Below are 25367 nucleotides of genomic sequence, written 5' to 3'. Positions count from 1 at the left end.
CGGTGCTCCGGCGTCAGCTCGGCTGACGCCGGGCGGCGTCTTCGCTCTTCCGGCCCTTGCTGCCCGACCACATCTTTTCGATGGCGTAGAAATCCCGGACTTCCGGCCGGAAGACGTGAACGATCACGTCGCCCGCGTCGACGAGAACCCAGTCGCAATGCGGCTGGCCCTCGACCCGGATGCCCTTCAGCCCGATGCCTTTCAGATGTTCCACGACATCGTCCGCAATCGAGCCGACATGGCGGTTCGAGCGGCCGGAGGCCACCACCATAGCGTCTGCGATCGAGGATTTGCCGGTAAGGTCGATGGTGACGATGTCCTCGGCCTTCATCTCTTCGAGGCGTTCGAGGATCAGGTTCATGGTCTCGGAGGCGTCACGCACCTCCGGAACGGGTCGCGGCACGGCACTGGTCTTGGCACGGGTCCGCGCGAGGGCTGGTGTGCTCAGGGGATCCTTTCCTTCTACGGTTGCGCCCGGCAGATATGGGGACTCAACACCCGTAACTGTAGGCACGTCGGGTTAAATCTTTCAACCGCCATCGCGTTCCGTGCCGCGGTCTCTGGCTTGGCGGATGGCGGTCGAGGACAGGTCGGACTTGACCCCGTGAAGGTAGACCCAGGCCGGCGGGGTCAGGCCGGGCAGGGCAGAAGCGCGGGTTTCGGGGATGCGGGCTTTGGCGAAGCTGATCGCGGCAGGACCGGAGGCCGCCTGCAGCGAAAGCCCGCCACGATCGACCACGGCGACCGGAAGCATGAGAAAAATCTCGCGCCAGTTCTTCCAGTGATGGAAGTTCTTCAGATTGTCGGCGCCCATGATCCAGACGAAATGCGTGCCCGGTGCCTCGTCGAGAAGCCATTTGACCGTATCGCAGGAATATTTCGTGCCGATGACGGCTTCGAAGCCGGTGACGTCAATGCGCGGATGACCGGCAAGCGCCGCCGCCTGCGCGATCCGCTCCTCGAGCGGGGGCAAATCGCGCGTGTCCTTCAGCGGGTTGCCCGGGGTGACCAGCCACCACAGCCGGTCGAGTTTCAGTTTCTTCAACGCGAGCAGGCTGACCGCGCGATGTGCGTCATGCGCCGGATTGAAGGAGCCGCCGAACAGGCCGATGCGCATGCCGGGCGCGTGCAGCGGCAGGGTGACGCGTTCCTTGACGACGCTTTTAACCAGCGTGCGGGGCGGGGAGTCGCCGGGCTTCATCGCGACCGGAATAGTGTCACGGCCGCGTCTGCCCGGAACCGCGCACGCGATACTTGAACGAGGTCAATTGCTCGACGCCGACCGGTCCGCGCGCATGCATGCGGCCGGTGGCGATGCCGATCTCCGCTCCGAACCCGAACTCGCCGCCATCGGCGAACTGGGTCGACGCGTTGTGCAGCACGATCGCCGAATCCACCTCATTGAGGAAACGCTCCGCAGCGGCCTCGTCTTGCGTGACGATGGCATCGGTATGCTGCGAGCCGAACTGCGCGATATGCGCCATCGCGCCGTCGACGCCGTCGACGAATTTCGCGGCGATGATGGCGTCGAGGAATTCCTTGCCGAAATCGTCCGCAGCCGCGGGCTTGATTCGCGGATCGAGTTTCCGGACCGCGTCGTCGCCGCGGATTTCGCATCCGGCATCGAGCAGCGCGTCGACCGCAGGGCGGTAGGTCGTCTCGTCCGCGCCTGTGTCGATCAGTAATGTCTCGGCGGCGCCGCAGATGCCGGTGCGGCGCATCTTGGCGTTCAAGACGATGTCCTTTGCCATCGTCGCATCCGCGGCCTTGTCGAGATAGACATGACAGATGCCTTCGAGATGCGCGAAGACCGGCACCCGCGCTTCCTCCTGCACGCGGGCGACCAGACTCTTGCCGCCGCGCGGGACGATGACATCGATATTGCCGGAAAGACCTGCAAGCATTTCGCCGACCGCCGCGCGGTCGCGCACCGGGACGAGCTGGATCGAATCCTCCGGCAGCCCGGCGGCGCGAAGTCCTTGAAGCATCGCGGCATGGATGGCGCGCGACGAGCGGTGCGAGTCCGAGCCGCCGCGCAGGATCGCGGCATTGCCGGCCTTCAGGCACAGCGCGCCGGCATCGGCGGTGACATTGGGGCGGCTTTCGTAGATCACGCCGATGACGCCGATCGGGGTGCGCACGCGCTCGATGGTCATGCCGTTCGGGCGGGTCCATTGCGTCATGACCTCGCCGACCGGATCGGTCAGCGCGGCAATGGCGTCGAGGCCGTCGGCCATGGCCGCGATGCGTTTCTCGTCGAGGGTGAGGCGGTCGAGAAACGAGCCGGCAACGCCTGCGGCTTTGGCTTCGGCGACGTCCTCGGCATTGGCGGCAACGATGTCCGGCGTAGCGGCGCGAATCGCCTTGGCCATGGCGGCGAGTGCCGTGTTCTTCTGTGCGGCCGGCGCCAGCGCGAGTTTGCGCGCGGCTTTGCGCGCGCGCAGCCCGATATCCTGCATCAGGCGCGCAACGGAAGCGGTCGAATCGACGGATTTGAGCGGTGCGGTCATGTGATTGTTTTCAGATCGAAAATTCATCCTAACATGGAAGGCTGAACCCGGGCGAGTTGCAGAGCGGCGAAAACGGCCTCATGCGGATCACGATTTTATATGGATGCTATTGTAAAAATTGAAGAATCGGCGCGTACGGGGCATCGTGCCGCAAGCCTGAAGCTGCCGGTCCTGGCACTTTTCGGCCTCCTGCTGACGGGATCGCTTTTGAACGCGCAGACCAGACCGCCGAGCTTCGCCGACGCCGCCGCCGTCATTCCCGACCTTAAGGTCGACATGCGTTATTTCGGCGCCGCGAATTTCGTCGGCGCGCGTGTCGACGGCTATGAGGCGCCGGTCTGCCTCCTGACCCACCAGGCAGCGACGGCGCTCGCTGCGGTACAGCGTGACTTGCGGCCGCGGGGTTTAGGCCTGAAGGTTTTCGATTGCTACCGGCCGGTGCGTGCCGTCCGCCATTTCGTGCGCTGGGCGCGCGATCCCGACACCGGCACCAAGGCCGAGTTCTATCCGCATGTCGCCAAGGGCAACCTGTTCCGTGAAGGCTATATCGCCTCGCGCTCCGGCCATTCGCGCGGCTCGACGGTCGATCTGACGCTGGTGACGCTGCCCGGCGGCGAAGAGCTCGACATGGGCACGCCGTTCGATTTCCTGTCGCCGCAATCGGGGCAGGGCGGGCGTGTGAGCGCCGAGGCCCGCGCCAACCGCAGGCTACTCGCCGACGCGATGCGCGCGCGCGGCTTCATTCCCTATGACAAGGAATGGTGGCACTTCACGCTGCGCAACGAGCCGTTCCCGAACAGCTATTTCGATTTTCCGGTGCGATAAGCAAAGCCGCGTGGATGCAAACGCGTGCGAACAAGCGCTCCGGCCCGGCCAAAAAAATAACGAGACATTCCGGGAGGCACCGGAATGTCTCGTTATCATCGACGCAGTGGCGGCGTACCGGACGAAGAATCGCCCCCAGCCTCTCGACGAACCGCGGCAGGTGCCGGTTTAGGGGGAGCACCCGCCAGAGTGATAAACGGCTTGTCGAACCGTCCGTCGAAACGCATACGCAACGATACATTCCGACCGCTGGACGGCCGGTACTTCAGCGACTCGCATACGCCCAACCACTGGACGAGAGCATAGAGGCGCCTGGTTCCATTGCTGCGGTAACATCGAAGTCCGCCACAATGTATCAACATGCGGTTCGGCAACACTGCGCGGCAGTATTGCAACAAACGGTAACAAGAAGCCGCCCGCCGGCTCAGATTGCGGCAGATTAGTGTCCGCCCGGACCGGCGCTGCGAATCCGCTCGCTGTAGATCGGGATATTCAAGCCGCAGATATTGAAGCGCGCGAGATAACCCATGAGGAAGTCATTCACCCCCATGCGGTGCAACGTCACCACGTCGCCCGCAAGCAGCGCGCGCTTCTCCTCGTCGGTCAGCCGGTAGCGCGCAATCGCGCGCTCCGGATCGGTCTGCATGGCCTTGCGGAAATCGTGATCGCGAAGGGTTTCGCGGCACAGCCGGTTGAGTTCGAGAACGCTCATCGTATCCCTCCAGTCCGGTTCTGTGCCTAGGCGAGCCGCCAGCCGGCATAGGCGTGGCCGTTTTCCATCTGCTTGTCGAGGAAATCGGGCTTGCGATTGTCGGTGAAGGCCAGCATCGCGATCCAGTTGAGGAGTTCGCCGCCGACATTGCCTGCCGCATGCATGCGATCCTCGGTCGCCGCAGCAATCAGGGCGTCGGTGTCGCCGGCTTCGAGATAGCGGCAGACCTCGTGCACCCAGTCTGGATCGGGCACGCCGTCGGTGAAGCCAAGGCGGATGCGCGGGCCGAACACCTCGAGCGAAAAACTCCCGGTGCCGATGATCGCGATCCGGAGGTTCTCCGGATAGGCCTCCAGCGTCTTGCGCACCTGTCTGCCAAGTTCGAAGCAGCGGCGGGCCGGCGGCAGCGGCGGCACGTGCCCCGAGATGAAAAACGGGATCACCGGCCATTTCATGCCGGGATTGACGAAATGCAGCGGCACCATCACCGAATGGTCGCAGGAAAAGTCGCGCAACGTTGCGATGTCGAAGCCCGCGCGCACGCCCTCATTGTGAATCGCGGTCGCGAGTTTCGGCAGCGACGGCACATCATAGATTGTCATGCCGCCGCGCGGCTCGTCATTCGGGCCGCGGAACGATTCGTCGATGCCGATTGCGAGAATCGGGAAGTTGTCGAAGAAGAAGGTGTTGTAGTGGTCGGTATCGAAAATGACGATGACATCTGGCTTTGCCGCTGCAAGCGAGTCGCGCGCCTTGCCGAACATGATGCCGGTTGGCGACGACGGCCCCTCCTCTTCGACCTTGGAGGGGAAGAAGGGTGTATGCGGCAAGCCATAGGCCGCGACGATCTGAGCCAAGTGAATTCTCCGATTTCTTCCGTCATCATGACCGGCCTTGCGCCGGGCATCCGAGCTCGTCGGGTGCGGGACACGGGTGGCCGGAACAAGCCCGGCCACGACCCCATTGCCCTCCCTTTGCCTAATTCGGCTTGATCCCTGCTGCCTTCACCAGCTCGGCATTGCTCTTGATCTCCTTGCCGATCAGGGCGCGGAAATCGGCGGCGCTCATCGGCATGGGATCGGCGCCGAGCTTGGTCAGCTTTTCCTGCACGCCCGGATTGGCCAGGGCCGCCGCAATCTCCTTGTGCAGCCGCTCGAGAATTGGCGCGGGCGTCTTGGCCGGTGCGAACAGCCCGATCCAGAAATCGTATTCCGAATTGGGGATGCCGGACTCGATCGTGGTCGGCACATTCGGCAGCGCCTTGCTCCGCGACGACGACGAGACCGCGATTGCCGCCAGCTTGCCGTCGTTGATCAGGCCGCGTGCCGGCGCGAGCGGCGTGAAGTAGAAGTCGATGCGGTCGGCGACGATTTCGCGCAAGGCTTCGGGCGCGCCCTTGAACGGCACATGCTGCGCTTTGGCATTGGCGGCGAGCAGGAAGCGTTCGGCATTGACATGCGATGCGCTCCCGGAACCTGCCGTGCCGTAGTTGAGGACGCCGGGCTTGGCGCGCGCCGCCTCGACCAGATCCTTCACCGATTTGTACTTGGCGGGCGACACCACCAGCACATTGGCGAGATTGGCGAGCGGGATCACCGCCGCGAAATCCTTCTCGGTGTCGTAGGGCAGGTTCGAGAAGGTCGACGGCGTGATGGTGTGGGACGACGAATTGACGAGCAGCGTGTAACCGTCCGGATCGGCCTTGGCGACCGCGTTGGCACCAATCGTGCCACTGGCACCGACGCGATTGTCGATCACGAAGCTCTGGCCGATCTGGCTGCCGACCTGTTCGAACACGGTGCGCGCGATGACGTCGGTCGCACTGCCGGCGGTGAACGGGATGATCACCTTGATCGGCTGGCCGGCGGGCCAGGATTGCGCATGTGCAGACGTTGCGAAGGCAAGCAAAGCGGCGACGAGCGCCATCGTCGGTTTGAGCATGGGCGTTCCCTCTTTCACGGCGATTGTTGCGGGAGGTTTTGGCATAGGCCGGCGCATCAAGCCAACGCGGCATTTGATCCGCCAACGCGCGTTCACATCCGTGAACTTTCACCAGATTGAAATGCGCGCGTGTGCACCGAGCGCAGAGCCGGCGAGTCGGACTTCGCGCTGAAATCTCACGCCGGAGAGTTGGGTTGCGTTTCGCCAGCCAGCTGTGCACGCATTGTCTGAATTTTTGCCGCAAGGAAATCGGCGAAGGCGCGGACATGCGGCGCGGACTTCACATCCTGCCGCACGATCATCCACATCTCGGAGCCGACGTCCTTGATCGGCGGCAGGCAACGGACCAGGCCGGGCTCCGTATCGCCGATCAGGCAAGGCAGCATGGCGATGCCCAGTCCTGCTTTCAGTGCGGAGACGAGATTGGCAAGGCTGTTGCTGCGCGCGCTCACCTTGGAATTGGGGGCGGCGCGGATCAGAAACATCGCCGCCGGCCGATTGGCAAGCGCGCCATCCACGGCAAGGATCGCGTGGCCGTCGAGCGCGTCCGCCGAATCCGGTGCGCCGTATTCGTCGGCATAGGAGCGGCTGCAATACACGCTCCACGCCACATCCGGCAGCCTGCGTACGACGATACCTGCGCTGTCCGGCCGCGAGCCGGTACGCAAGGCGATGTCCGCCTCGCCCCGTGCCAGGTCGAGCCGCCGGTCCTCTGCGAGCAGTTCGATGAGAATGCCGGGCTGTTGTTTGCGGAAGACCGGCAGCAATGGCGCAACGAGATGACTCGCAAGGGCCTCGCTGGTCGTCAGGCGCACGCTGCCGGACACCTGGCGCCGCTCCGCGCTGATCGCGCTTTCGAGAGCATTGACGTCCTGTTCGATGCGCGCAGCGACCGCGGCAATCCGCTCGCCAAGCGGCGTCGGGTGGTAGCCGCTTTGCTTGCGCTCAAACAGCGTCGCGCCGATGCCGGCTTCCAGCTGGGCGATCCTTCGCATCACCGTTGTCTGATTGAGGTTCAACGCCTGCGCCGCGCGCAAGGCTGACCCTGCACGCGCCACCGCGAGGACGAACCGCAGATCCGACCAGTCGATCATGCGTCATACTGCAAAAATGCAGAATGGCTTGGCAACATCGCTGATTGTTGCCGGTTGCGGCCAGACGTATCTCAGCGGCACAGCGAAGGAACAATCGCTACCGAAAACAGAGGCTTACCGGTCCACCTGAGCCCGGCGCCACGCCCTGATCTGCCCTCAAAGTCCGGCTCCGCGCAGCGAAGCCGACCGACGCTACGCGCATCGCGATGCGCCACGGAAGGAGTCTGCCATGACCGATGTTTCACTGGATCGTCCCGTCAAGGAATTGAGCTTGGCGGCCCGCGTCCGCCATTTCGCTATCGCGCTTGCGCAAGCCTTGGAGCGCAGGGTCGTTGCCGCAAGCGTGCGGCGTCAGTTGCATGCGTTGCCCGATCTGATGCTGCGCGACATCGGTCTCAACCGCTGCGATATCCGCTTCGTGGCGGAGGCGCTGGCTGCGGGCAGGGGCGACACGACGCGCCCTGCCGTGGATCGCATCAACCGCAGCACGGCCCGGCGACGATTGTTTCAAAGCCGCGACCGGGGTCCGGCGGCCGGTGCGCTCTTGCGGATGTTGTTCTCCGCGGCGCTGGCAGCGACCCTGGTGTTCGCGGGCGCGGATTGCGCCGGCGCGCAGGATGCGCGGGTCAAGCGCGGCCAATATCTCGTGACGCTGGGCGGCTGCAACGATTGCCACACGCCCGGCTATTTCTTCGGCAAGCCCGACATGGCGCGCTTTCTTGGCGGCTCCGAGGTCGGCTTCGAGATTCCGGGGCTTGGTGTCTTCCACGGTCCAAATCTGACGCCCGACCGCGAAACCGGTCTTGGCACCTGGTCGCTCGACCAGATCGCGGACGCCATCACCAAAGGACGACGGCCGGACGGGCGCGAGCTTGCGCCGATCATGCCCTGGCATGCGTTTGCGAACCTGACCGCGCAGGATGTGCGTGCGATCGCTGTCTATCTCAAGAGCCTGCCGCCGGTGACGAACAAGGTGCCGGGCCCGTTCGGACCGGGCGAACAGCCGACGTCCTTCGTGATGAAGATCGTGCCGCCGCACGCGAAGGCAACCAAAGGCGCGGCGCCGAAGTAACGCCCGCGGACCGGCCCCGCAATCCGAAAGAACGGAAACAGTGTCATGAACCCGTTTGCACGACCATCGCTCTCTGTTGCCGGTGCGTTGTCCCTGCGGCTTGCCGCCGCTCTCGTGGCGGCGCTCCTCGCATCGACATCGCATATCGACAAGTCCGGCGCGCTAATCCTGCGCGGCTTCTTCGATGCCGGCTCAACCCATGTCGTTTACGAACTCGACTTTCTTCCGTCCGAAGGCGAGTGGAAGGCCAGCAATCTGACCGTCCGCCTGAAACCCGTCGGCGGTAAACAGTGACGTTCTCTCAAACCCGAAACGAAAGGTCCTGCCATGTCGACAATCGAAGTCACCCCCGCACGCAATGCCAGGCCCATCGCAATCTGGCGCAAGGTCCTTGCCGCCGTGCTGGACTTATTCTTTGTGCTCTATATTGCCGGTTACGCCGTCGGCTATCTGACCGGCAATCTGACGAACGACGGGTTCAAGCTCGAAGGCGCTCCGGCGATCTCCGTCTTTGCCCTGATCGCGATCTACTTCGTCGTTTTCACGCGCTTTCTCGGCGGCACGATCTGGCAGCGGCTGCTGGGGGCACGAGGCGGCCCTGCGCATCGAAACCCTTCCGCTGATTGACATGTGATGCACATGCATTAATGTTATCCGCATGGCTACGATGATCCAGATCCGCAACGTGCCTGACGCCCTGCACAAGAAGCTCAAGGCGCGTGCAGCGCTCGCGGGCATGTCACTGTCGGATTATCTGCTGAGTGAGATTCGGCAGGCTGCCGAGCGGCCGACGTTGGACGAACTGCGCGCGCGCTTGCAAAGCCGCTCTGAAACAGCACCATCCTTGCCGCCGGCTCGGGCTGTTCGTGCGGAACGCGATAGCCGATGATCGTTGTCGACGCCTCGGCTCTGCTCGAAGTGATCCTTCGCACGCAGGCGGCACCTGACGTCGAGCGCCGCCTGTTCGCGCCGGGACAAACATTGCACGCGCCTCACCTTCTCGACGTTGAGGTCGCGCAGGTGATCAGGCGATATGTCGCCAGCGGCGATATTGACGATGGCCGCGGACGGGCAGCGCTCAGCGATCTGCTGGACTTTCCGGTGCGGCGATATCCGCATGATGTCTTGCTGCCGCGGGTCTGGGAATTGCGGCGCAATCTCACGGCCTATGACGCGGTCTATGTCGCGCTCGCCGAAGCGCTGGATGTGCCGTTGCTGACACGGGACCGGCGTCTTGCCGGTGCCGCCGGTCATCGTGCGCGTATCGAACTGGCTTGACCGCAGCTGTTTAGAGTCCGAACAGCGCCTCCGCATTCTTGCCCGCGATCCGCTTGGCCTGATCGGCCGGCAATGCATTCACGCGCGCGAGGCAGCCGATCATGTCGCCGATATTGTGCGGATAGTCCGAGCCGTAGAGCACGCGGTCCGGCGATCCGGCGACCGAGATGCAAAGCTCGAGTGCGCGCTGGTCGTAGACCACGGTGTCGTACCAGATGCGCTGCAGATAGGCGGACGGCTTGTCCTTGATCACCTCGGCGCAGCCCGGGATCATTTCCCAGCAGCGGTCGAGGCGGCCTGCGAGATAGGGCAGCGTGGCGCCGCCATGCGAGGCGATCAGCTTGATGTCCGGATATTTGTCGAGGAAGCCGGAATAGATCATGCGGGTGAAGGCGAGCGTGGTGTCGCACATGAATCCGACCGGCGGGATCATGTTGAATTCGTCCATGTGCTGCTCGCGCACGCCCTGCGGCGCGCCGGGATGCACCAGAACGGGTAGCTTCAGCTTGTCGATCTCGGCCCAGACCGGCGCGAATTTCGGATCGGTCAGGTCGTCGCCGTCGATATTGGCGATCACCATCACCCCGACCGCGCCGAGCTGAACGCAGCGCGCCAGTTCGGCCCTGGCGTCATCGGCATATTGAAACGGCAGCGAGGCGAACCAGCGGATGCGGTCCGGTCTTGCGCGCTGCTGCTCGGCCATCGAGTCGTTGACGATTTGCGCGGCCTTCAGCGCCACCGCGCGTCCGCCCCAATAGGCGTTCGGGCAGGTCAAGGAGACGATTGCGACATCGACCTTGGCCTCATCCATCTTCCTGATGCGCAGCTCATAGTCCCACATGCCGGGAAACAGCGTCATGAACGGCGCATCGTAGAGATGCACCGCGTCCTGCCCGGCTCTGGTCTTCCTTAGCGTGTATTTGCCGGTGCCGTTGGCGCGCAGAAGCTCGAGATAGTCGAGCGTCAGCATGTGGGTGTGGACGTCAATCACCGTCATGGGCTGTCCTTTGGCATTTCCTCAGTGCTTTTCTTGCGCGGCGATTGTAAAGCCTCGAAGCCGTGACGATCACGCCTACGATTTGCCGCTTTGTTCGCTTGATTGGGTACGGGGATGTCAGTGGGGTTCTATGGCTATCGCATTTGATCTGGTCGGCCAACAATGGCAGCGGAAGATTATTGTCGTTGGGGCCGCCGCTGTCGGCCTTGGCCTGCTGATGGCGATGCAGCCGGTTTCGCCCGAAAGCGCGCCCTGGCATGAAATCGTCGAGCGCAGCGGAATCGTTTTCATCCTTGCCGGCATCCTCGGCCGCACCTGGTGTTCGATGTATATCGGCGGCAGCAAACTCAACCGCCTCGTCACCGAGGGGCCCTATTCGGTCACGCGCAATCCGCTCTACATATTCTCGGCGATGGCGGCGTTTGGCCTCGGCGCCCAGGTCGGCAGCGCCGTCTTCGCGCTGATCTGTGCCGCGGCGACAATAGCGATCTTCGCCGTGGTCGTCCGCCACGAGGAGCGGGCGCTGGCGGAGCGCTTTCCGGCCGAGTTCGCCCGCTATCGGGATCGCGTGCCGCGGTTCTTGCCGGATTTTCGCCGCTGGCACGAGGCCGATACCCTTGTGGTCCGGCCCGCTCTGGTGCGCCGGACCTTCTTCGATGCGACGCTGTTCCTGCTGGCCGCGCCGGGCCTCAAAGCCCTCGAAACCCTGCGGGACGCCGCGCATATCGATCCCTTTTTCCGGCTGTACTGAGCGGCCATTTCCTTGACTTGGCCGGCTTTTGCCCCCATAAACCGGCGCAACGGCGGGCCCCTCTGGGCCCTTTTCGTGCTGTTTCAGCACGGTCCGGACACCCACAATCAGACTGAAAGAAGCCGGTCCGGCCTGTCCGAGCACCGGGGAATGAACACGAAGGAAAAACGATGTTCGCAGTCATCAAGACCGGCGGCCTGCAATATTCGGTCGCCGAGGACCAGGTGGTCCGCATCGGCCGCATTGCGGGCGAGCCGGGCCAGATCGTCCAGATCGGCGAGGTGCTGATGCTGGGCGGCGACAAGCCGGAATTAGGCGCCCCGCTCGTTTCGGGCGCCTCGGTTGCGGTCGAGATCGTGGAACAGAGCCGCGGCCCGAAGGTGATCGCCTTCAAGAAGCGCCGCCGCAAGAATTCGCGGCGCAAGCGCGGCCACCGGCAGGACTATACCGTGGTGCGGGTCTCCGAGATCCTCACAGGCGGCGCCAAGCCGACCAAGGGTCCGAAGCCGAAGCCGGAACGCAAGGCGCCGCCTGCGAAGCCGGCCGAGGACGCCGACGCGGCGTAAGCCCGGATTGGCGTCGTCCCCGCGCACGTGGGGACCGATACCCGGCGGTGGTTATGGATTCCGGCCCCGGCTTCGCCTTGGCCGGAGCGATCGCGACAAATGAGATGATTCCGTCACGGAATCGCGTTATGAGAGTTTCGAGAGAAGGATTTTGAGCCATGGCTCACAAGAAAGCAGGCGGATCATCCCGTAACGGCCGCGACACCGCGGGCCGCCGCCTCGGCATCAAGCTGTTCGGCGGTCAGGTCGCCATGCCCGGCAACATCATCGCGCGCCAGCGCGGCACGGTTTGGCATCCCGGCAGCAATGTCGGCATGGGCAAGGACCATACCCTTTTCGCGCTGACCGCAGGTCGCGTCGAGTTCAAAGCCAAAGGGAACGGTCGCACGCTCATCTCCGTCGTACCGATGACGGAAGCTGCGGCCGAGTAGACGGCGAATCTCTTCCGAGGTCCGCCGGTTCACGTCGAACCCGGGGGACCCGCAAGACAGGGCTCCAGACTTGAGGGGGAGACGGGTGAACCGGCTCCCCCTCAAGTCTTTTTGCAAAGGAGCCTGACCATGACCTGCCTGGACCTTGAGACCCGGACCTACCGGGAAGGCTGTATCCCCGTCCTCGAGACCGAGCGGCTGATCCTGCGCGCGCCGACACTCGAGGACGCTAAGCACGTCGCCGCGCTCGCCAACGACAAACGGATCGCGGAGAACACGCGCCGCATTCCACATCCCTATTCCCGCGCCGATGCCGAGGATTTCATCGCAACGGCCAACACTCCGAAGGGCGACATCGCGTTCCTGATCGCGACCCGTGCCGGTCTGCCCATCGGAGCCTGCGGCATCGCAACGCAGGACGACGCGGTCCCGGAGATCGGTTACTGGCTGGGGGTCAAGCATTGGGGCAAGGGCTACGGCACCGAGGCGGTGCGCGCCCTCATCGATTTTGCCTTTACCGAACTCGGCAACGAGAGCCTGTCCGCAGGCGCCCGCGTGACCAATCCGGCGTCGCGCCGGATTCTGGAAAAGTGCGGCTTTCAGTGGACCGGGGTCGGTCTGTGCCGCATCCGCGCGCTGCATTCGTCGGCGCCGATCGACCGCTTCCGGCTGGATCGCGGCCTGTGGGCGGCGCTGCGCCGCTGGAGCGACGTCAAGCGGGTGTCCTGACCCCTTCCCTGCACAACGACGGGCCGGGCGGAGCGGGTCTCCCGCCCGGGGCTGACGAAGTGCGGCCAATGAACGGTGGAATTTTTCCCCTTTTCCGGGTATGTATCGTGAGCCTTGCGAGATGTTCTACCGGACGCTCGTGTCGGCGGCATCTCGTTAATTGAGGACATAGACGGTGGCTACAGGTACGGTGAAGTGGTTCAACGCGACCAAAGGTTATGGCTTTATCCAGCCGCAAGGCGGCGGCAAGGATGTGTTCGTGCACATTTCTGCAGTGCAGCGGGCGGGCCTGACGGGTCTGAATGAAGGCCAGCAGATCGAATACGAGATCGTGTCCAATCGCGGACGCGAGTCGGCGGAGAATCTGAAGGTGCGGTGATATGTTCCGAAAGCGGCCGGGGACGCACGCGCCGCTTTCGCAACATCGAGGTCAAAAAGCCCGGCACGCCAGCCGGGCTTTTTTCATCGCTTCGCGCCGCCCGGGATGACGGCGGGAAGGGCTATGCCGCTTCCGCCCGCAGCGGCAGGCAGGCCTGCGCGATCGCTTCGACATGCCGGTGATCGGTGCCGCAGCATCCGCCAAGTATGTTGAATCGGGTGCCGAGCGCGCCGCGCAGATGCGCATAGCGGCGGCCGAGGTCGGCCGGATCGCCGGTATCGGGATCGGGCGAATTGTCGAGTTCGGCATGGCTGCGGATCGAAGCATTGGCACGCAGGCCGCGCAGCCTTTCCACCCAGGCTTCGCCTTTCTCAAGCGCATCTGCGAAGTGGGCCGGATGCGCGCAGTTGATCATGTAATAGGCCGGGGCGCCCGATGTCGCATCGTCGGTCTTCTCGATCGCCTCGCGCAGCGTCTCGCCGCTCGGCAGGCGGCCGTCGGTCTCGGTGGTGAAGGAAATCACCACCGGCATCTCCACCGCGGATGCCGCCTGCGCTATCCCGATCGCTTCTCCGGTATGCGTCATGGTGAAGGCGCTGATCATGTCCGCTTCCGTATCGGCGAACAGATCGCACTGGAAGGCGTGATAGCGGCGCGCTTCGTCGGCGCTCATCAGCTGATCGGGAAAGTAGCCGTCGCCACGCGGCCCGATATTTCCCGAGATCGGCATCGGACATTGCGGGGTTTCGAATTCGGCCCGGAGCCCGGCCAGGAATGCAATGCTGCGCCGGTTTAACCCGATCAGTTCCAGCGGAGACACGCCGATCTTTGCGCCCCAGTCGGGGCTTGCGCGCCACGACGCGCTCTCCAGAACAAAGCCGGCGTCCCGGGCCTTGGCGATCCGGATATGGCGCAGGACATAATCGCGCAGGCGCTGCTCGCCTGCTTCGCTGGGATGCAGCGCTATCGCGGAACTGTGCGGCAGATCGATGCCCTCGTGAAAGATCAGCGTGGTTTCCAGGCCAGAGTCGGTCAGAAATGTCTTGCCGCCGAGCTGCGGCAAATTGGTGCGATACTTGGCCATAGTCGATGTCCTTCCCTTTTGAACAGAAGCCGGCCTGCGGCGGAAGCCGGGCCGGCTTTGTTGGTCGCGCCGGGATGGGCTGTGGTTCATGCACAAACCATCCCGAACCCGACCGGGGCAAGTCACACCATGCGAATATGCCGGACGTGCAATGCCTTCTGGACGATCTGCAAGCTATCCGGGGCACGGCCCTGTCGCACCCCGGAAGCCATCGCGTCAATGATGTGAATGCCCGCCGCCCGAGCCGCCATGCGGGGCGCCGCCGCCGATCGGCCCGACCTTGTATTCGACATCGACCTTGCCGGCCTTTTCGAACACCAGCGTGCCCTTCACGGCCTCGCCTTCCTTGAGGCCGGACTTCAGCTCCATGAACATGACGTGATAGCCGCCGGGCTTCAGTTCGACGGTCTCGCCCGGCTTGATCTCGAGTCCTTTCGACAGCTCGCGCATCTTCATGACGCCGCCGTCCATCGCCATCTCGTGAACCTCGAAGCGGCCCGCAAATGGCACCGTGCCGCCGATCAGCCGGTCCGGCTCCTTGCCATTATTGGTGATCTTCATGAATCCGCCGGCCACCTTGGCGCCGCCCGGCGTGGCGCGCGCCCACGGCGCCTCGATGGTCAGCGATCCGGCCGTGTAGACCCTGGTCTCGGCGGCCGCAGCGTGTCCACCGCCATGATGCCCGCCGCCATGCTGCGCGAGGATGACGAGCGCAGGCGCGGGTGCTTTCAGCGCATGCGTATCCTGACCCGGTGCGGGAATGTCCGACCAGCGCGCTTCGCCCGTCTCGCATTCCTGCGTCACCGGAATGTAGAGCGGGCCCGGCGCAAGGTCGCGCGCGAGAAAGCCGGCGAACACGAACTCGTCGTAATGCTCATCGGGGAGCTTGCCGCCGCTCCAGACGATTTCCCGCACGCCTTCGGTGAGCTGCCGGCCGTGATAATAGGGATAGGACTTTTCGTATCGGCCCCTCACGGTCTCGACCTTCCAGCCGGGCTTCGGCATCGGCTTTACGCCGATCACGCCTTCGGGGATTTCGGCGCGCAGCTTCAGCGTGGCCGAGCCGTCGCAGCCATGCGGGACTCGGAGCACGGCCTTGTAGGGCGTGCCGGCATTGGCCTGGCGGACTTCAAGCGTGACATGGGCGAGCGCGGTTTGCGGCAGCGCGGACAAAGCTGCGCATGCGATGGCGCCGAATGCGATGGATGATGCAAGGGGGGCCCTGCGGGACATGAGATTGCTCCGTGTGAGACAGATGTGTGGCGAGAGCCGCGCGCGACGGCGCGGCAGGCGATCACACGGAGAATGGCGGTGCGCGCGCAGGCCCGTCGCGGACGCAGATTGCGCTGAGCAGGTCATCCGGCGCCGCGCTGACGAGCGCAAGCGGCTTTGCCACTGGCCACTCCGCAACGTCCAAGACCGCGGGCAGAACGGCGAACCCGCCCGCACATGCGGTGCACAGCACGCAGGGTATCTTGGCGGCCGCAGGAGCCGGCGGCGCCGGGTCATCCGCACCCCTTGCCGCAACGCTGCCGGAGGAATAGGAGGTCACCGTGGAGTCGGCCTGACCCAGCACGGGCGCAAGAATTGTGAACACGGCCTGCAACGCGATCGCATAGGCCGCAATCAATGCGGCCATGGCGCGCAGCTTTCCGCCTGGCAGAGAGCCCATCATGTCGCTCCGATAGCAAATCCGGGAGCGGGACACCACCGCGTCTTTCTGCCGAAAGTCACCACTTCATCTTCATGCCGGCGAAAACCGCGCGTCCGGTTCCGGGCTCGAACAGCGCCGATTGCCTGTTGGCGACGTCGATAATGCTCGCGCTCGCGATGTAAGCGCGGTTGGCGAGGTTGCGGCCCTCGACGTAGAACGAGAAATTCGTGTCCGGCTCGAAGCCCGCGCGCAGGCCCCACAGCATATACGGGTCCACCGTCGCCGAATTCACGCTGTCCACGAAATACGGATCCGGAACCCATTCGATATTCGGACCAAAGAAGATGCCGGAGGGATGCTTGTACAACAACTCGGCACGCAGGACGTGCGGCGGGACACCTGGCAGCGCGTTATTGCCGAAGCTGGCATCGTTGTCGAAGAAGAAATCGTTATACGTATAGGCGAGTTGCAGCCACAGCTTGTCTGGATCGGAGCCGCGGGCAAAGATCGACTTCAGCACATTGGCGCCGATTCCGAGTTCGAAGCCCTGATGCACAGTCCGGTCGGTGTTGCTGACGTTGCAATTGCCGAATGTGCTGTAAAGACATTGCAATTCGTTTCTGATTTCCGAACGGTACAGCGCGATGTCCCATGAATAATCCGGCCGCTTGCCGCGGGTGCCGATCTCGTAGGTGGTTGCGCGCTGCGCCTTGATGTCGGTGAACGGGATGTTCGGCAGGTTCGGCGCGACGAAGGGGATCGGCGAAACGCTTTCGCCGAAGCTCGGCACCTCGGCGCTCCGCGAGATGCTGGCATAGACCTGCGCGGTGGTATCGACGTCCCACAGCAGGCCGAATTTCGGACTCCAGATTTCGAAATTCGTTTCGCCCGACTGGTCGCCGTTCGAGAGAAACCGGTCGACCCGCTGCCGCGAGGCGCGCAGGAATTGCGTGCCGGCAACCGCCGCTACGTTCGGCAGGACGTAGAAGGAGTTTTCAGCATAGGCCGAGGTATTCTTCGATTTGTCGAGCGACGAGGACAGCAACGCTCCCTTGGTCGCCAGCGGTCCGTTGCCGAATTGCTGGTTATCGATTTCCCCGTTGTGGATGTTGATGCCCGCGACCAGACGGTTGCGGAAACCCATGATCGTCCGGTCGTCGACAATGCGCCCGAAGCCGCCGTAGTCGTCGTAGGTGTAGTCGAGCCACTGGAAGATCGGGTGCATCAGGTGGCGGTTGACCGTGAACGCGCCGAACTCCACGGTGGTGTTACCGAGCTCGATCGTCGTCTTGTTGGCGAAGCGATTGGAGTTGATGTTGCGCTGCCAGTCGTTGGCGACATTCTGCCGCTGCGCAACCCGCGGGTCGTTCAGCGCCGTGTTCTTGTTTACGGTGCCGGGGATACGCTGCTCGATGGTGTTGCCGTTGAAGTAGAAGCGGGTCTCGACATTCGACGACAGCCGGTAGCCAAAATTGGCGGAGCCGCGCATCAGATTGCCGTTGCTGTGCTCGCGGAAGCCGTCCTGCGTCTGGTATGAGCCGGTGACGAAGTAATCGAACGGGCCGATCGCCGCGCCCGAGCTGGCCTGGATGCGGCGATAGCCGAAGCTGCCGATGTCGGCGCTCATCGCGAAGGGACGCGCATCGCGGCCCGAGGGCGTAACAAAGTTGATGGCGCCGCCGAGCGAATTGGCGCCGAAGCGCAGCGCACTCGCGCCGCGCCACACCTCGGTATAGCGGTAGGCGGTCGGATCGATTTCCTGAAAATCGAAATAGCCGTCCGCCGTGTTGATCGGGACAATGCCGTCCATATAGAGCTGCAGCGAGCGGCCGTGAAAGTTGCGCGACAGGCCCGAGCCGCGGATCGACAGCCGTGTGTCCTCGCCCCATTTCGGTTGCGCCCAGACGCCCGGAACGTAATCCAGGATGTCCTTGACCGTGGTCACGTTGCGGTCGCGCAGCTGGTCCGACGGAACGATGGCGACCGCACCGGGGGACTGGTTCAGGTCCAGGCGCGCCTGTTCCACTGTCGGGATCGTCAGACTCTGGCTTTCCGGTAGTGTTCCAGCATTTGGTTCGGCGGTCGAGGCTGTGCCCGAGCCGCTTTGCGCCGGCGCGGATTGCGGCCGCGCCGTCGTTGCGGGGCGCGCGGATTCGACGGTGATGGGTGGGAGCGATGTGTTTTGTGCGGCGGCGAGTTGAGGTGCGACGAGCGCAGCAGCGGACAATGCGCAGCTCGCGCGCAAGAAGCGTGACATGAGAAAACTCCGACGATGGTGCTGATGGATGCGGCCCGATGGCCGCGTTCGATCAGACCGTCAGCGGAGGCGCGCGCGCCTGCCCGGGGCGGATTGCTTGCCGCGCGGGCGCAGCTTGCGGCGCAGTTCCGAACAAGACACCCGCGGCGGCGAGAACCGGCGCAGCATTGGTGGCCGGCTCGGGAAGGATGGCCGCCGCGGCAAGCGCCGAGCCGCACAAGACGCAATGAAATTTGCCGGATGCGGGCGCGGCCGGATCGCCGTCCGGGGACGGATTGCCGCCGCCGAAGCACAGCGCGCTCCAAGAGGCGATGTCCGCGGGTTTGGCATGGGCCGGTAGCGGCGCAAAGGCCGCGAACAGGGCTTGCAGCGCAATAGCGTAGGCCGCGATCAGCCCGATCGCCGCCCGGAACCGCCCGCTTTCCCGCAAACCCGTCATTCCAACCCCAACCGGGCGAAGCCATATCAGCGATAAATTCCCGGGTGAAGTCCCCCATCATCACCTATATTGCCGCCCATGAAATTCCTCGACGAAGCCAAGATCTATATTCAGTCCGGCGCCGGCGGGAACGGCTGCGTGTCGTTCCGGCGCGAAAAGTTTATTGAATTCGGCGGTCCCAATGGCGGCGATGGCGGCCGCGGCGGCGATGTCATCGCCCGCGCCGTCCCCGGCCTGAATACCCTGATCGACTACCGCTTCATGCAGCACCATAAGGCCGAGCGCGGCGGCAACGGCATGGGCAAGGACCGTCACGGCGCCAACGGCAAGGACATGATCATCAAGGTGCCGGTCGGCACCCAGATCTACGAGGAGGACGGCGAGACGCTGCTCGCCGATCTCGATCATGTCGGCGCCGAGGTGGTGCTCGCCAAGGGCGGCAATGGCGGCTTCGGCAATGCCCATTTCAAGTCCTCGACCAATCGCGCGCCGCGCCACGCCAATCCTGGCCAGCCGGGCGAGGAGCGCACCATCCGCCTGCGCCTGAAGCTGATCGCCGACGCAGGGCTGGTCGGGCTTCCGAATGCCGGGAAATCGACCTTCCTTGCGGCAGTGAGCGCCGCCAAGCCGAAGATCGCGGATTATCCCTTCACCACGCTGCATCCGCAGCTCGGTGTGGTGGCCGTCGACGGCCGCGAATTCGTTCTGGCCGATATCCCCGGTCTGATCGAGGGCGCACACGAAGGCGTGGGACTTGGCGTCCGCTTTCTCGGTCATGTCGAGCGCTGCCGCGTGCTGCTGCATCTGGTCGACGGCACGTCGGACGATGTGGCAGCAGCCTACAAGACCGTGCGCACCGAACTGGAGGCCTATGCCGATGTGCTGGCCGACAAGCCGGAAATCGTTGCGCTATCGAAATGCGACTCGCTGACCGAGGATGACATCAAGAAGCAGGTCAAGGCGCTGAAGAAGGTGACGAAGAAGACCCCGCTGGTGTTGTCGTCGCATTCCGGGCAGGGCGTGCCGGAAGCCTTGCGGACGCTGCTCTCGGTGATCGACGAGGCCCGCGCCGAGGCGGAGCCCGAGCCTGAGAAGGCCACGGCTTGGCGACCCTGACGCGTCATGGCCGAGCTTTGTCCCGGTCATCCACGTCTTCCGGTTTGGATTGGCATGGCGTGGATACCCGGCACAAGACCCGGAATGACGACGTTTGAACAGCCGTGCTAGACCCCGCCGACGTTCCGAAGCACCCGAAAGCCATGTCCATCGTCCCCGCACTCCCCGATTTCCGCCGCATCGTCATCAAGGTCGGCTCGTCCCTGCTCGTCGACAGCGCCGCAGGCGGGCTGCGCGAAGACTGGCTGCGCGCTTTGTGCGAGGACATCGCCTGGCTGCATAGCGGCAAGCGGGACATCCTGGTGGTGTCGTCAGGCGCGATCGCACTGGGCCGCTCGGTTCTGAAGCTGCCGCGCGGGGCGCTGGCGCTGGAGGATTCGCAGGCCGCCGCCGCGGTCGGCCAGATCGCGCTGGCCCGGATCTGGGCGCAAATGCTCGGCGCGCACGGCATCACCGCGGGCCAGATTCTCGTCACCCTCGGCGATACCGAGGAGCGGCGCCGCTATCTCAATGCGCGCTCCACCATCGACCGGCTGCTGCAATGGAAGAGCGTGCCGGTGATCAACGAAAACGACACCGTCGCCACCACCGAAATCCGCTATGGCGACAACGACCGGCTCGCCGCGCGCGTCGCCACCATGACCAGCGCCGATCTGCTGGTGTTGCTGTCCGACATTGACGGACTATACGACGCCCCGCCGGGCGCCGGCACGGCCGCCAACCTGGTGCCGGTGGTGGAGCGGATCACGCCGCAGATTGAAGCGATGGCCGGCGCCTCCGGCTCCGAATTGTCGCGCGGCGGCATGGTGACCAAGATCGAGGCCGGCAAGATCGCGACCAATGCCGGCACACACATGATCATTGCCTCCGGGAAGCCGCTGCATCCCCTGCGCGCGATCGCCGATGGCGGCCGCTGCACCTGGTTCCTGACACCGGCCAATCCGGTGACGGCGCGAAAGAAATGGATCGCCGGTGCGCTCGAACCGAAGGGCACGCTGCATATCGATCAGGGCGCGGTCGCGGCCTTGCGCCGGGGGGCGAGCCTGTTGCCCGCGGGGGTCAAGCGCTTCGACGGCAGTTTCCAGCGCGGCGACGCGGTGACGATCCGCGATCTCGCCGGCGCCGAGATCGGCCGGGGCCTCGTTGCCTATGACGCCGAGGATGCCGCCAGGATCGTCGGCCGCTCCTCCGCCGACATTATGCAGGTCATGGGCTTTTCCGGGCGCACCGAGATGATCCACCGCGACGACCTGGTGCTGTCGGGGCGGTGAGCCGGGAATCGAGCGGCAACAGGAACCGCGGTTCGGCGGAGGCCTGCTGCAACCCTTGTTTCGGCGGCCCGGCTTGGCTAAGTAACGCCCCGTCCGAGGGCGGTCTCGCCCCCGTTCGGCCCCGCGGAGAGGTGGCTGAGTGGTTGAAAGCACCGCACTCGAAATGCGGCATACTCGCAAGGGTATCGGGGGTTCGAATCCCTCCCTCTCCGCCAATCGCACCCAGATCATTATTAAAGCCGGACAGTTGTCATAAAAGGACGACTGTCAAGCGCGCGCACGCGTTCGGCATCGCCGGTTTGGCCGCCCGGCGGCCTGTCGTCAGCGGCAGCATTTAAACGTGCGGTTCCGTGCGGCCTGGGTCAGCGACTACTGAGCCTTCGGCGACATATCCATGTCCTTGTGCGGGTCGTCGCTTTGCCCGCCGCCATGCATCATCGCCATGCCCCGGCAGCACGGGCGCATCATCATTCCGCCGCGCTGCGACTGTTGCGGCTGGACCTTCATCCCGAATGGGTCTTCTGCCTGCGACGAGGCTGAGGGACGACCGCACATCGCCGCGCTTTGACCAGTCGATTGTCCCTGCTGACCCATCCCGCCGCACATCGCGGACGCGGGCGCGACGGTGGCAATGAGCGCGAGCGCGGAGCACGACATGAGAAGAGAGCGCATGGGCATATCCTCCGAGTCCGGAGGACAAAGTTTATACCTTTCAGGCGGGCAGGCCGCTCACAATCGTGTGCCCGGACGCGGGCAGAGCCCGGATCGGCGGGCGGTCCATCACACCTTCAAGTCCGCCACCGCGATCTCGCCGTCGGTGACATACTTGTTGACCTTGCCGATCGTCTCGCCGGAGCGGTGCGAACGAATATTGGCGATGACATCATGCCGGAGCAGCTCCTGCACGAGGAAGTCTCGCTCCAGGTTGGTGTCGTCATCGGTGGCGTGGGTGATCTGGAAGCTCAGGCGCGTCAGCGAGAAGCCGATATCCTTCGTCGCGGCGCCGACCCAGAGCGCCTCTTCGTCCGGCGCCGGGCGGTCGGTGCCGAACCAGAAGTCCGGCGTGTCGATCGTCTGTTCGGCGCGGGTCGCGGAGCGGCCCCAGAATCGCACGTGGTGGCGCTTGCGCGGATTATTGTCGATCGGAAGCTGGAAGCCGATGTCCTGGCCGCGTCCAAACAGATACAGCGTGCTGAACGGCGCGTTGGGATAGGCCTCCTTCAGCACAAAGGCGCGGACCATCCTGACCGAGCTTCTGACATCGAGCGGGGCGGCCTCCGACCAGCCCATGACGGCAAAGGCCTCGCACAGCTGGCGCTTCGTGCCGATCAACGCGATATTGACCGGGTCGCCCGGAAGCCCGTCGCCGGTCAGCGTGTAGCTCGGCACGCGGCCGCGCTGCAGGATGCGCAGACCGAGCCGGATCGCACGCGGCAGCACGACATAGGCCGCAAGGCCATAGGTCACGGCCAGCGCCATCACCCATGGCAACCGGCGATCCGCAAAATCAAAAATGACGAAGACGATCAGCCAGATCGCGACGGCGCCAACCGCCACAACAAGCAGACGCTGCAGCAGTCGCCGAAGCATTCTCATGGGGTGGCCCGATCCGGTGTCACGCAATTCAGCCCATGATAGAGCGCAAGCGATGCTTTGTAGAGAACCGGCGGTGCCGGTTTTGTAACCCTCCCGCTACAGCTTCTTGCCTGCGTCTTCCCAGCGCTTCGTCGCCTTGGCGTTGGCGACGATGTCGTCGACGCCGGCGAGCTTGACGCGGTCGCGAACGAGGCCCTTGTAGAACTCGCCCTTCGAGACCGGCGCGACATCCGCAATGATGGTCCATGTGTCGCCGCCATCGCGGCTTTCGAACACCTGCCCGTCGGTATCAGCGGCATAGAGCGAAAAGCCGCCTGGCCATGCCTCAATCGTGAGTGCGGAGAACAGAGCGCGCTGGCCGTTCGGCAGCCCGCCGAGCAGGCGCTGCCAGGTCTTGCCGGCATCGTGGCTGCGGAAAATCTTGCCGCGGGCGCGGCCACGCTCATACCAGTGCAGTGGCCAGCCGACACCCGCCGACATGAAGAGCAGGTCCGGTTGGTCGGGATGGATCGCGATCGCATCCGGGTAATCGGCCTCTTGCGGCATCGCAATCTTCTGCCAGCTCTTGCCGCCGTCCTCGCTGTGCATCATGCCGACAATGCCGTTGGCGACGATGAGACGATCCGGCCGCGCCGGATGAACCAGGATACGGTGGATGTCGCATTCCTGCGGATCAGGGTCGACTTTCAGATCGGTAAAGCTTTCGCCGAAATCGGTGGAGACCAGCAGCGCGCCGATCTCGATGCCGACGAGGAGACGGTCGCCGTCAATCACGATGTCCTTGATATGGCCGACGCGCGGCGGCGGCGGGAAGGTCCAGCGCGCAACGGTGTCGGCCTTGCGCAGCGCCGGCACGTCGCGCCAGGTCTCGCCCCTGTCCTCGCTGACATAAAGATGCGCAGGCAGCGAGCCCGCGAACACCACGTCGCGGCCCTGCAGCGTGCCGCCGCGCGCCGACCAGAATTCATAATGCGACAAGCCGTTATTCACCCATTGCCAGGTGATGCCGCCGTCCGAGCTGCGGGCGATGCCGACGCCGCGGGTGGCCGCAAACAGCGTGCCGTCAGGAAGCGCCGTGACCGCGCTGACGAACACGCCCTGCAAAGCGCGATGCTTGACGATCCATCCCTTGTCGCCGCGCGCAAGGATCGCGACGCCGTCGACCGTGCCGACCGCAATGGTGCCGGACGGCCCCGCCGCGCGCTGGATGTTGGTGCCGCCATTCGACAGAAGGATCATGAGGAGAGAGTCCGTCAGCTGTGGTCCGGCGCGATTGATAGCCGAGCCGGCAATCTGCGGAAAGGCGCGCGCATCATTTGCCGTCAATGCAGCAATCGGCTCGGACCGGCGCGCCGTCGCGCCGCCGCTCAGGCCTGGGCGGATGACACCGCACGCGGCCAGGCCTTACCATCGCGCGACTATGTGCGGCTGAGGCTGTACCTGTTACGCGCAGCACGCCGGACGTGTAGCTGACAGGGTCTCAAGGTCGCAGGATTTTGTGTGGACGATCAGGGATTTGCGCCGTGCGCCGGTTGAGCGGGACCGGTCTTTGGGACAATGGTCCTCCCGTCTCGCAGGTGGTGTAGCGCGGGCGTCCCAGTTTGTTCAGTGAGACCGTTGCTGACATGAAATACCGAAGCGTCGATCACGGGCCAGGCGTATCGCTGGCCGCAATTGCCATCCTCATCGTCATCTCGGCAGCCGCGTTGAAATATCTCGGCAGTTAGACTGCGCAGCGCACCGGATCGTCACCGCACCATCGTGCCGCGATAGCTCTGGCTCAATGTAAGCCCATGGCCCGGCACGGCCGGGGCGATCATGGTCCCGTCGCTGTCGATGGGCGGCCAGCCATCGAACAACGGCTCGAGCAGCGGAAACTCTTCGAGCCAGCGCAGCGCCGGCGCGGCAGCCGCCACATGCGCGAACAGGCCGGGCAGGAAATGCGGCGACACGGTCGCATCGAACGCCTCGGCAAGAGTCGCGATTTCCAGCACCGGTGTCAGCCCGCCGACCATCGCGAGGTCGGGCTGGATCACGCTCGCGATCCGCTCCGACATGAAGGGCATAAAGCTCGCGCGCGTCTGCAGATGCTCTCCGGTGGCGATCGCAACGCCTGCGGAGGCGGCAAGCCTGCGATAGCCTTCGATCGCGTGCGCGGGGAGCGGCTCCTCGACGAACAAGAGGCCGTGCTCGCGGGCCAGCGCCATCAGCCACAGCGCCTGCGTCACGTCGCATTTCTCGTTGGCGTCGGCCATGATCTGCACATGCGACGGCAGCGCCTTGCGTACGGCCGCGAGCAGTGCGGAGTCGGATGGCATGCCCTTCACGCGCGGCTTCACCGCAGTCAGTCCGCGTGCGGCCTGCTCCGCCGCAACCTGCGCCGCGGCTTCCGGAGGCTGCACGGTATTGAATCCGCCGCTGCCATAGACCGGCACGGCGCGCAGTTCTCCGCCCATGGCAACGCCGAGCGGCAAACCAAGTTTTCGCGCATGCAAATCCCAGGCGGCCACATCGATTGCGGCGAGCGCAACCAGATTGGGGCCTGCGCCGGTGCGGTTGAAACTCGCATTGATCGTGCGCCACAGCGCGGCCGGCGGCGGCAAGGACTGCCCGTCGATGAAGCGCGCGACCTGTGCTGCGCCGCCTTGAAGACAACGCTTCCGTT

The 25367-nt window shown here is 64.5% G+C and carries 30 protein-coding genes, 1 tRNA gene and 1 pseudogene; 15 read left to right on the top strand and 17 right to left on the bottom strand.

From position 1 onward, the window contains the following. Positions 1-13 precede the first annotated feature (13 nt). From rsfS to ACK41X_RS12020, 3 genes are all read right to left on the bottom strand, one after another. Positions 14-403, bottom strand: a complete 390-nt coding sequence (gene rsfS / locus ACK41X_RS12030; RefSeq protein ID WP_409723236.1) for a ribosome silencing factor — start codon at positions 401-403, stop codon at positions 14-16. A 126-nt stretch (positions 404-529) separates the two neighbouring features. Further along, positions 530-1201 (bottom strand): nicotinate-nucleotide adenylyltransferase, encoded by a 672-nt coding sequence (locus ACK41X_RS12025; RefSeq protein ID WP_409723234.1) that lies wholly within the window; start codon positions 1199-1201, stop codon positions 530-532. A 16-nt stretch (positions 1202-1217) separates the two neighbouring features. Then, positions 1218-2510: a glutamate-5-semialdehyde dehydrogenase gene (locus ACK41X_RS12020; RefSeq protein ID WP_409723231.1), complete on the bottom strand. Its 1293-nt coding sequence runs from the start codon at positions 2508-2510 to the stop codon at positions 1218-1220. A 99-nt stretch (positions 2511-2609) separates the two neighbouring features. On the opposite strand from ACK41X_RS12020, the gene ACK41X_RS12015 reads away from it, so the two are divergent. Beyond that, positions 2610-3335 carry a M15 family metallopeptidase gene (locus ACK41X_RS12015; protein WP_409723228.1) on the top strand — a complete coding sequence of 242 codons (726 nt, stop codon included), beginning with the start codon at positions 2610-2612 and terminating at the stop codon, positions 3333-3335. A gap of 439 nt (positions 3336-3774) precedes the next feature. Here the strand turns inward: ACK41X_RS12015 and ACK41X_RS12010 are convergent, their stop codons facing one another. The 4 genes from ACK41X_RS12010 to ACK41X_RS11995 form a co-directional block, all read right to left on the bottom strand. Further along, positions 3775-4047, bottom strand: coding sequence for a hypothetical protein (locus ACK41X_RS12010; protein WP_409723225.1), 273 nt, complete (start codon positions 4045-4047; stop codon positions 3775-3777). 26 nt (positions 4048-4073) lie between these two features. Further along, positions 4074-4904 (bottom strand): extradiol ring-cleavage dioxygenase, encoded by an 831-nt coding sequence (locus ACK41X_RS12005; RefSeq protein ID WP_409723222.1) that lies wholly within the window; start codon positions 4902-4904, stop codon positions 4074-4076. A gap of 121 nt (positions 4905-5025) precedes the next feature. Further along, entirely contained in the window at positions 5026-5988 is a 963-nt protein-coding gene (locus ACK41X_RS12000) for a Bug family tripartite tricarboxylate transporter substrate binding protein (RefSeq protein WP_409723219.1), read from the bottom strand. A 176-nt stretch (positions 5989-6164) separates the two neighbouring features. Further along, a complete protein-coding gene (locus ACK41X_RS11995) occupies positions 6165-7082 on the bottom strand; it encodes a LysR family transcriptional regulator (RefSeq protein ID WP_409723216.1) in 918 nt (305 codons plus the stop codon). 229 nt (positions 7083-7311) lie between these two features. Here ACK41X_RS11995 and ACK41X_RS11990 point away from each other — a divergent pair. The 6 genes and pseudogenes from ACK41X_RS11990 to ACK41X_RS11965 all read left to right on the top strand — a co-directional run. Next, positions 7312-7485 (top strand): annotated as a pseudogene (locus tag ACK41X_RS11990) (DUF1127 domain-containing protein); the annotation flags it as partial. 147 nt (positions 7486-7632) lie between these two features. Further along, entirely contained in the window at positions 7633-8154 is a 522-nt protein-coding gene (locus ACK41X_RS11985) for a c-type cytochrome (RefSeq protein WP_409723255.1), read from the top strand. A 45-nt stretch (positions 8155-8199) separates the two neighbouring features. Next, positions 8200-8448, top strand: coding sequence for a hypothetical protein (locus ACK41X_RS11980; protein ID WP_409723213.1), 249 nt, complete (start codon positions 8200-8202; stop codon positions 8446-8448). Between the two features lie 33 nt (positions 8449-8481). Then, a complete protein-coding gene (locus ACK41X_RS11975) occupies positions 8482-8781 on the top strand; it encodes a hypothetical protein (protein WP_409723210.1) in 300 nt (99 codons plus the stop codon). 40 nt (positions 8782-8821) lie between these two features. After that, positions 8822-9043, top strand: a complete 222-nt coding sequence (locus ACK41X_RS11970; protein ID WP_409723207.1) for a FitA-like ribbon-helix-helix domain-containing protein — start codon at positions 8822-8824, stop codon at positions 9041-9043. Next, positions 9040-9432, top strand: coding sequence for a type II toxin-antitoxin system VapC family toxin (locus ACK41X_RS11965; protein ID WP_409723204.1), 393 nt, complete (start codon positions 9040-9042; stop codon positions 9430-9432). Before ACK41X_RS11970 ends, ACK41X_RS11965 begins: the two co-directional genes overlap by 4 nt. Before the next feature lie 10 nt (positions 9433-9442). Here ACK41X_RS11965 and ACK41X_RS11960 read toward each other — a convergent pair whose 3' ends face one another. After that, the gene (locus tag ACK41X_RS11960) at positions 9443-10429 is read right to left on the bottom strand and encodes an amidohydrolase family protein (protein WP_409723201.1); all 987 of its coding nucleotides are present in this window, start codon (positions 10427-10429) and stop codon (positions 9443-9445) included. A 130-nt stretch (positions 10430-10559) separates the two neighbouring features. Here ACK41X_RS11960 and ACK41X_RS11955 point away from each other — a divergent pair, with 130 nt between their 5' ends. The 5 genes from ACK41X_RS11955 (at position 10560) to ACK41X_RS11935 (ending at position 13285) form a co-directional block, all read left to right on the top strand. Then, a complete protein-coding gene (locus ACK41X_RS11955) occupies positions 10560-11180 on the top strand; it encodes a methyltransferase family protein (protein WP_409723198.1) in 621 nt (206 codons plus the stop codon). Positions 11181-11350: 170 nt separating this feature from the next. After that, positions 11351-11746: a 50S ribosomal protein L21 gene (rplU, locus tag ACK41X_RS11950; RefSeq protein WP_409723196.1), complete on the top strand. Its 396-nt coding sequence runs from the start codon at positions 11351-11353 to the stop codon at positions 11744-11746. A gap of 158 nt (positions 11747-11904) precedes the next feature. Continuing rightward, positions 11905-12177, top strand: a complete 273-nt coding sequence (gene rpmA, locus ACK41X_RS11945) for a 50S ribosomal protein L27 (RefSeq protein ID WP_409723193.1) — start codon at positions 11905-11907, stop codon at positions 12175-12177. A gap of 129 nt (positions 12178-12306) precedes the next feature. After that, a complete protein-coding gene (locus ACK41X_RS11940) occupies positions 12307-12906 on the top strand; it encodes a GNAT family N-acetyltransferase (protein WP_409723190.1) in 600 nt (199 codons plus the stop codon). A gap of 175 nt (positions 12907-13081) precedes the next feature. Beyond that, a complete protein-coding gene (locus ACK41X_RS11935; RefSeq protein ID WP_325610763.1) occupies positions 13082-13285 on the top strand; it encodes a cold-shock protein in 204 nt (67 codons plus the stop codon). 121 nt (positions 13286-13406) lie between these two features. Here the strand turns inward: ACK41X_RS11935 and ACK41X_RS11930 are convergent, their stop codons facing one another. The 5 genes from ACK41X_RS11930 to ACK41X_RS11910 all read right to left on the bottom strand — a co-directional run bounded on the left by ACK41X_RS11930 (position 13407) and on the right by ACK41X_RS11910 (position 18719). Continuing rightward, the gene (locus tag ACK41X_RS11930) at positions 13407-14369 is read right to left on the bottom strand and encodes a homocysteine S-methyltransferase family protein (RefSeq protein WP_409723186.1); all 963 of its coding nucleotides are present in this window, start codon (positions 14367-14369) and stop codon (positions 13407-13409) included. 216 nt (positions 14370-14585) lie between these two features. Then, positions 14586-15602 carry a DUF1775 domain-containing protein gene (locus ACK41X_RS11925; protein WP_409723183.1) on the bottom strand — a complete coding sequence of 339 codons (1017 nt, stop codon included), beginning with the start codon at positions 15600-15602 and terminating at the stop codon, positions 14586-14588. A 61-nt stretch (positions 15603-15663) separates the two neighbouring features. After that, on the bottom strand, positions 15664-16041 hold the full coding sequence (locus tag ACK41X_RS11920) for a hypothetical protein (protein WP_409723180.1): 378 nt from the start codon (positions 16039-16041) through the stop codon (positions 15664-15666). A gap of 58 nt (positions 16042-16099) precedes the next feature. After that, a complete protein-coding gene (locus ACK41X_RS11915) occupies positions 16100-18280 on the bottom strand; it encodes a TonB-dependent receptor family protein (protein WP_409723177.1) in 2181 nt (726 codons plus the stop codon). 52 nt (positions 18281-18332) lie between these two features. Next, positions 18333-18719, bottom strand: a complete 387-nt coding sequence (locus ACK41X_RS11910; RefSeq protein ID WP_409723174.1) for a DUF2946 family protein — start codon at positions 18717-18719, stop codon at positions 18333-18335. A 78-nt stretch (positions 18720-18797) separates the two neighbouring features. Here ACK41X_RS11910 and obgE point away from each other — a divergent pair, with 78 nt between their 5' ends. The 3 genes from obgE (at position 18798) to ACK41X_RS11895 (ending at position 21321) form a co-directional block, all read left to right on the top strand. Further along, a complete protein-coding gene (obgE, locus tag ACK41X_RS11905; RefSeq protein ID WP_409723172.1) occupies positions 18798-19835 on the top strand; it encodes a GTPase ObgE in 1038 nt (345 codons plus the stop codon). A 143-nt stretch (positions 19836-19978) separates the two neighbouring features. After that, on the top strand, positions 19979-21106 hold the full coding sequence (gene proB, locus ACK41X_RS11900; protein ID WP_409723169.1) for a glutamate 5-kinase: 1128 nt from the start codon (positions 19979-19981) through the stop codon (positions 21104-21106). Positions 21107-21231: 125 nt separating this feature from the next. Then, positions 21232-21321, top strand: a tRNA-Ser gene (locus ACK41X_RS11895). Positions 21322-21475: 154 nt separating this feature from the next. Here ACK41X_RS11895 and ACK41X_RS11890 read toward each other — a convergent pair. The 4 genes from ACK41X_RS11890 to ACK41X_RS11875 all read right to left on the bottom strand — a co-directional run. Beyond that, the gene (locus ACK41X_RS11890) at positions 21476-21778 is read right to left on the bottom strand and encodes a hypothetical protein (RefSeq protein ID WP_409723166.1); all 303 of its coding nucleotides are present in this window, start codon (positions 21776-21778) and stop codon (positions 21476-21478) included. A gap of 108 nt (positions 21779-21886) precedes the next feature. Continuing rightward, positions 21887-22702 (bottom strand): LssY C-terminal domain-containing protein, encoded by an 816-nt coding sequence (locus ACK41X_RS11885; RefSeq protein ID WP_409723163.1) that lies wholly within the window; start codon positions 22700-22702, stop codon positions 21887-21889. Positions 22703-22798: 96 nt separating this feature from the next. After that, positions 22799-23941: a VPS10 domain-containing protein gene (locus ACK41X_RS11880; RefSeq protein ID WP_409723160.1), complete on the bottom strand. Its 1143-nt coding sequence runs from the start codon at positions 23939-23941 to the stop codon at positions 22799-22801. A gap of 509 nt (positions 23942-24450) precedes the next feature. Then, positions 24451-25367, bottom strand: a 917-nt coding sequence (locus ACK41X_RS11875; protein ID WP_409723158.1) for an enolase C-terminal domain-like protein, incomplete at its 5' end; no start/stop codon positions are given.

Origin of the sequence: Pseudorhodoplanes sp. (genome assembly GCF_046289595.1) — a bacterium.
Lineage (GTDB): Bacteria > Pseudomonadota > Alphaproteobacteria > Rhizobiales > Xanthobacteraceae > Pseudorhodoplanes.
The sequence above is the reverse complement of the archived record's forward strand: the minus strand, read 5'-3'. Positions and strand labels throughout refer to the sequence as shown.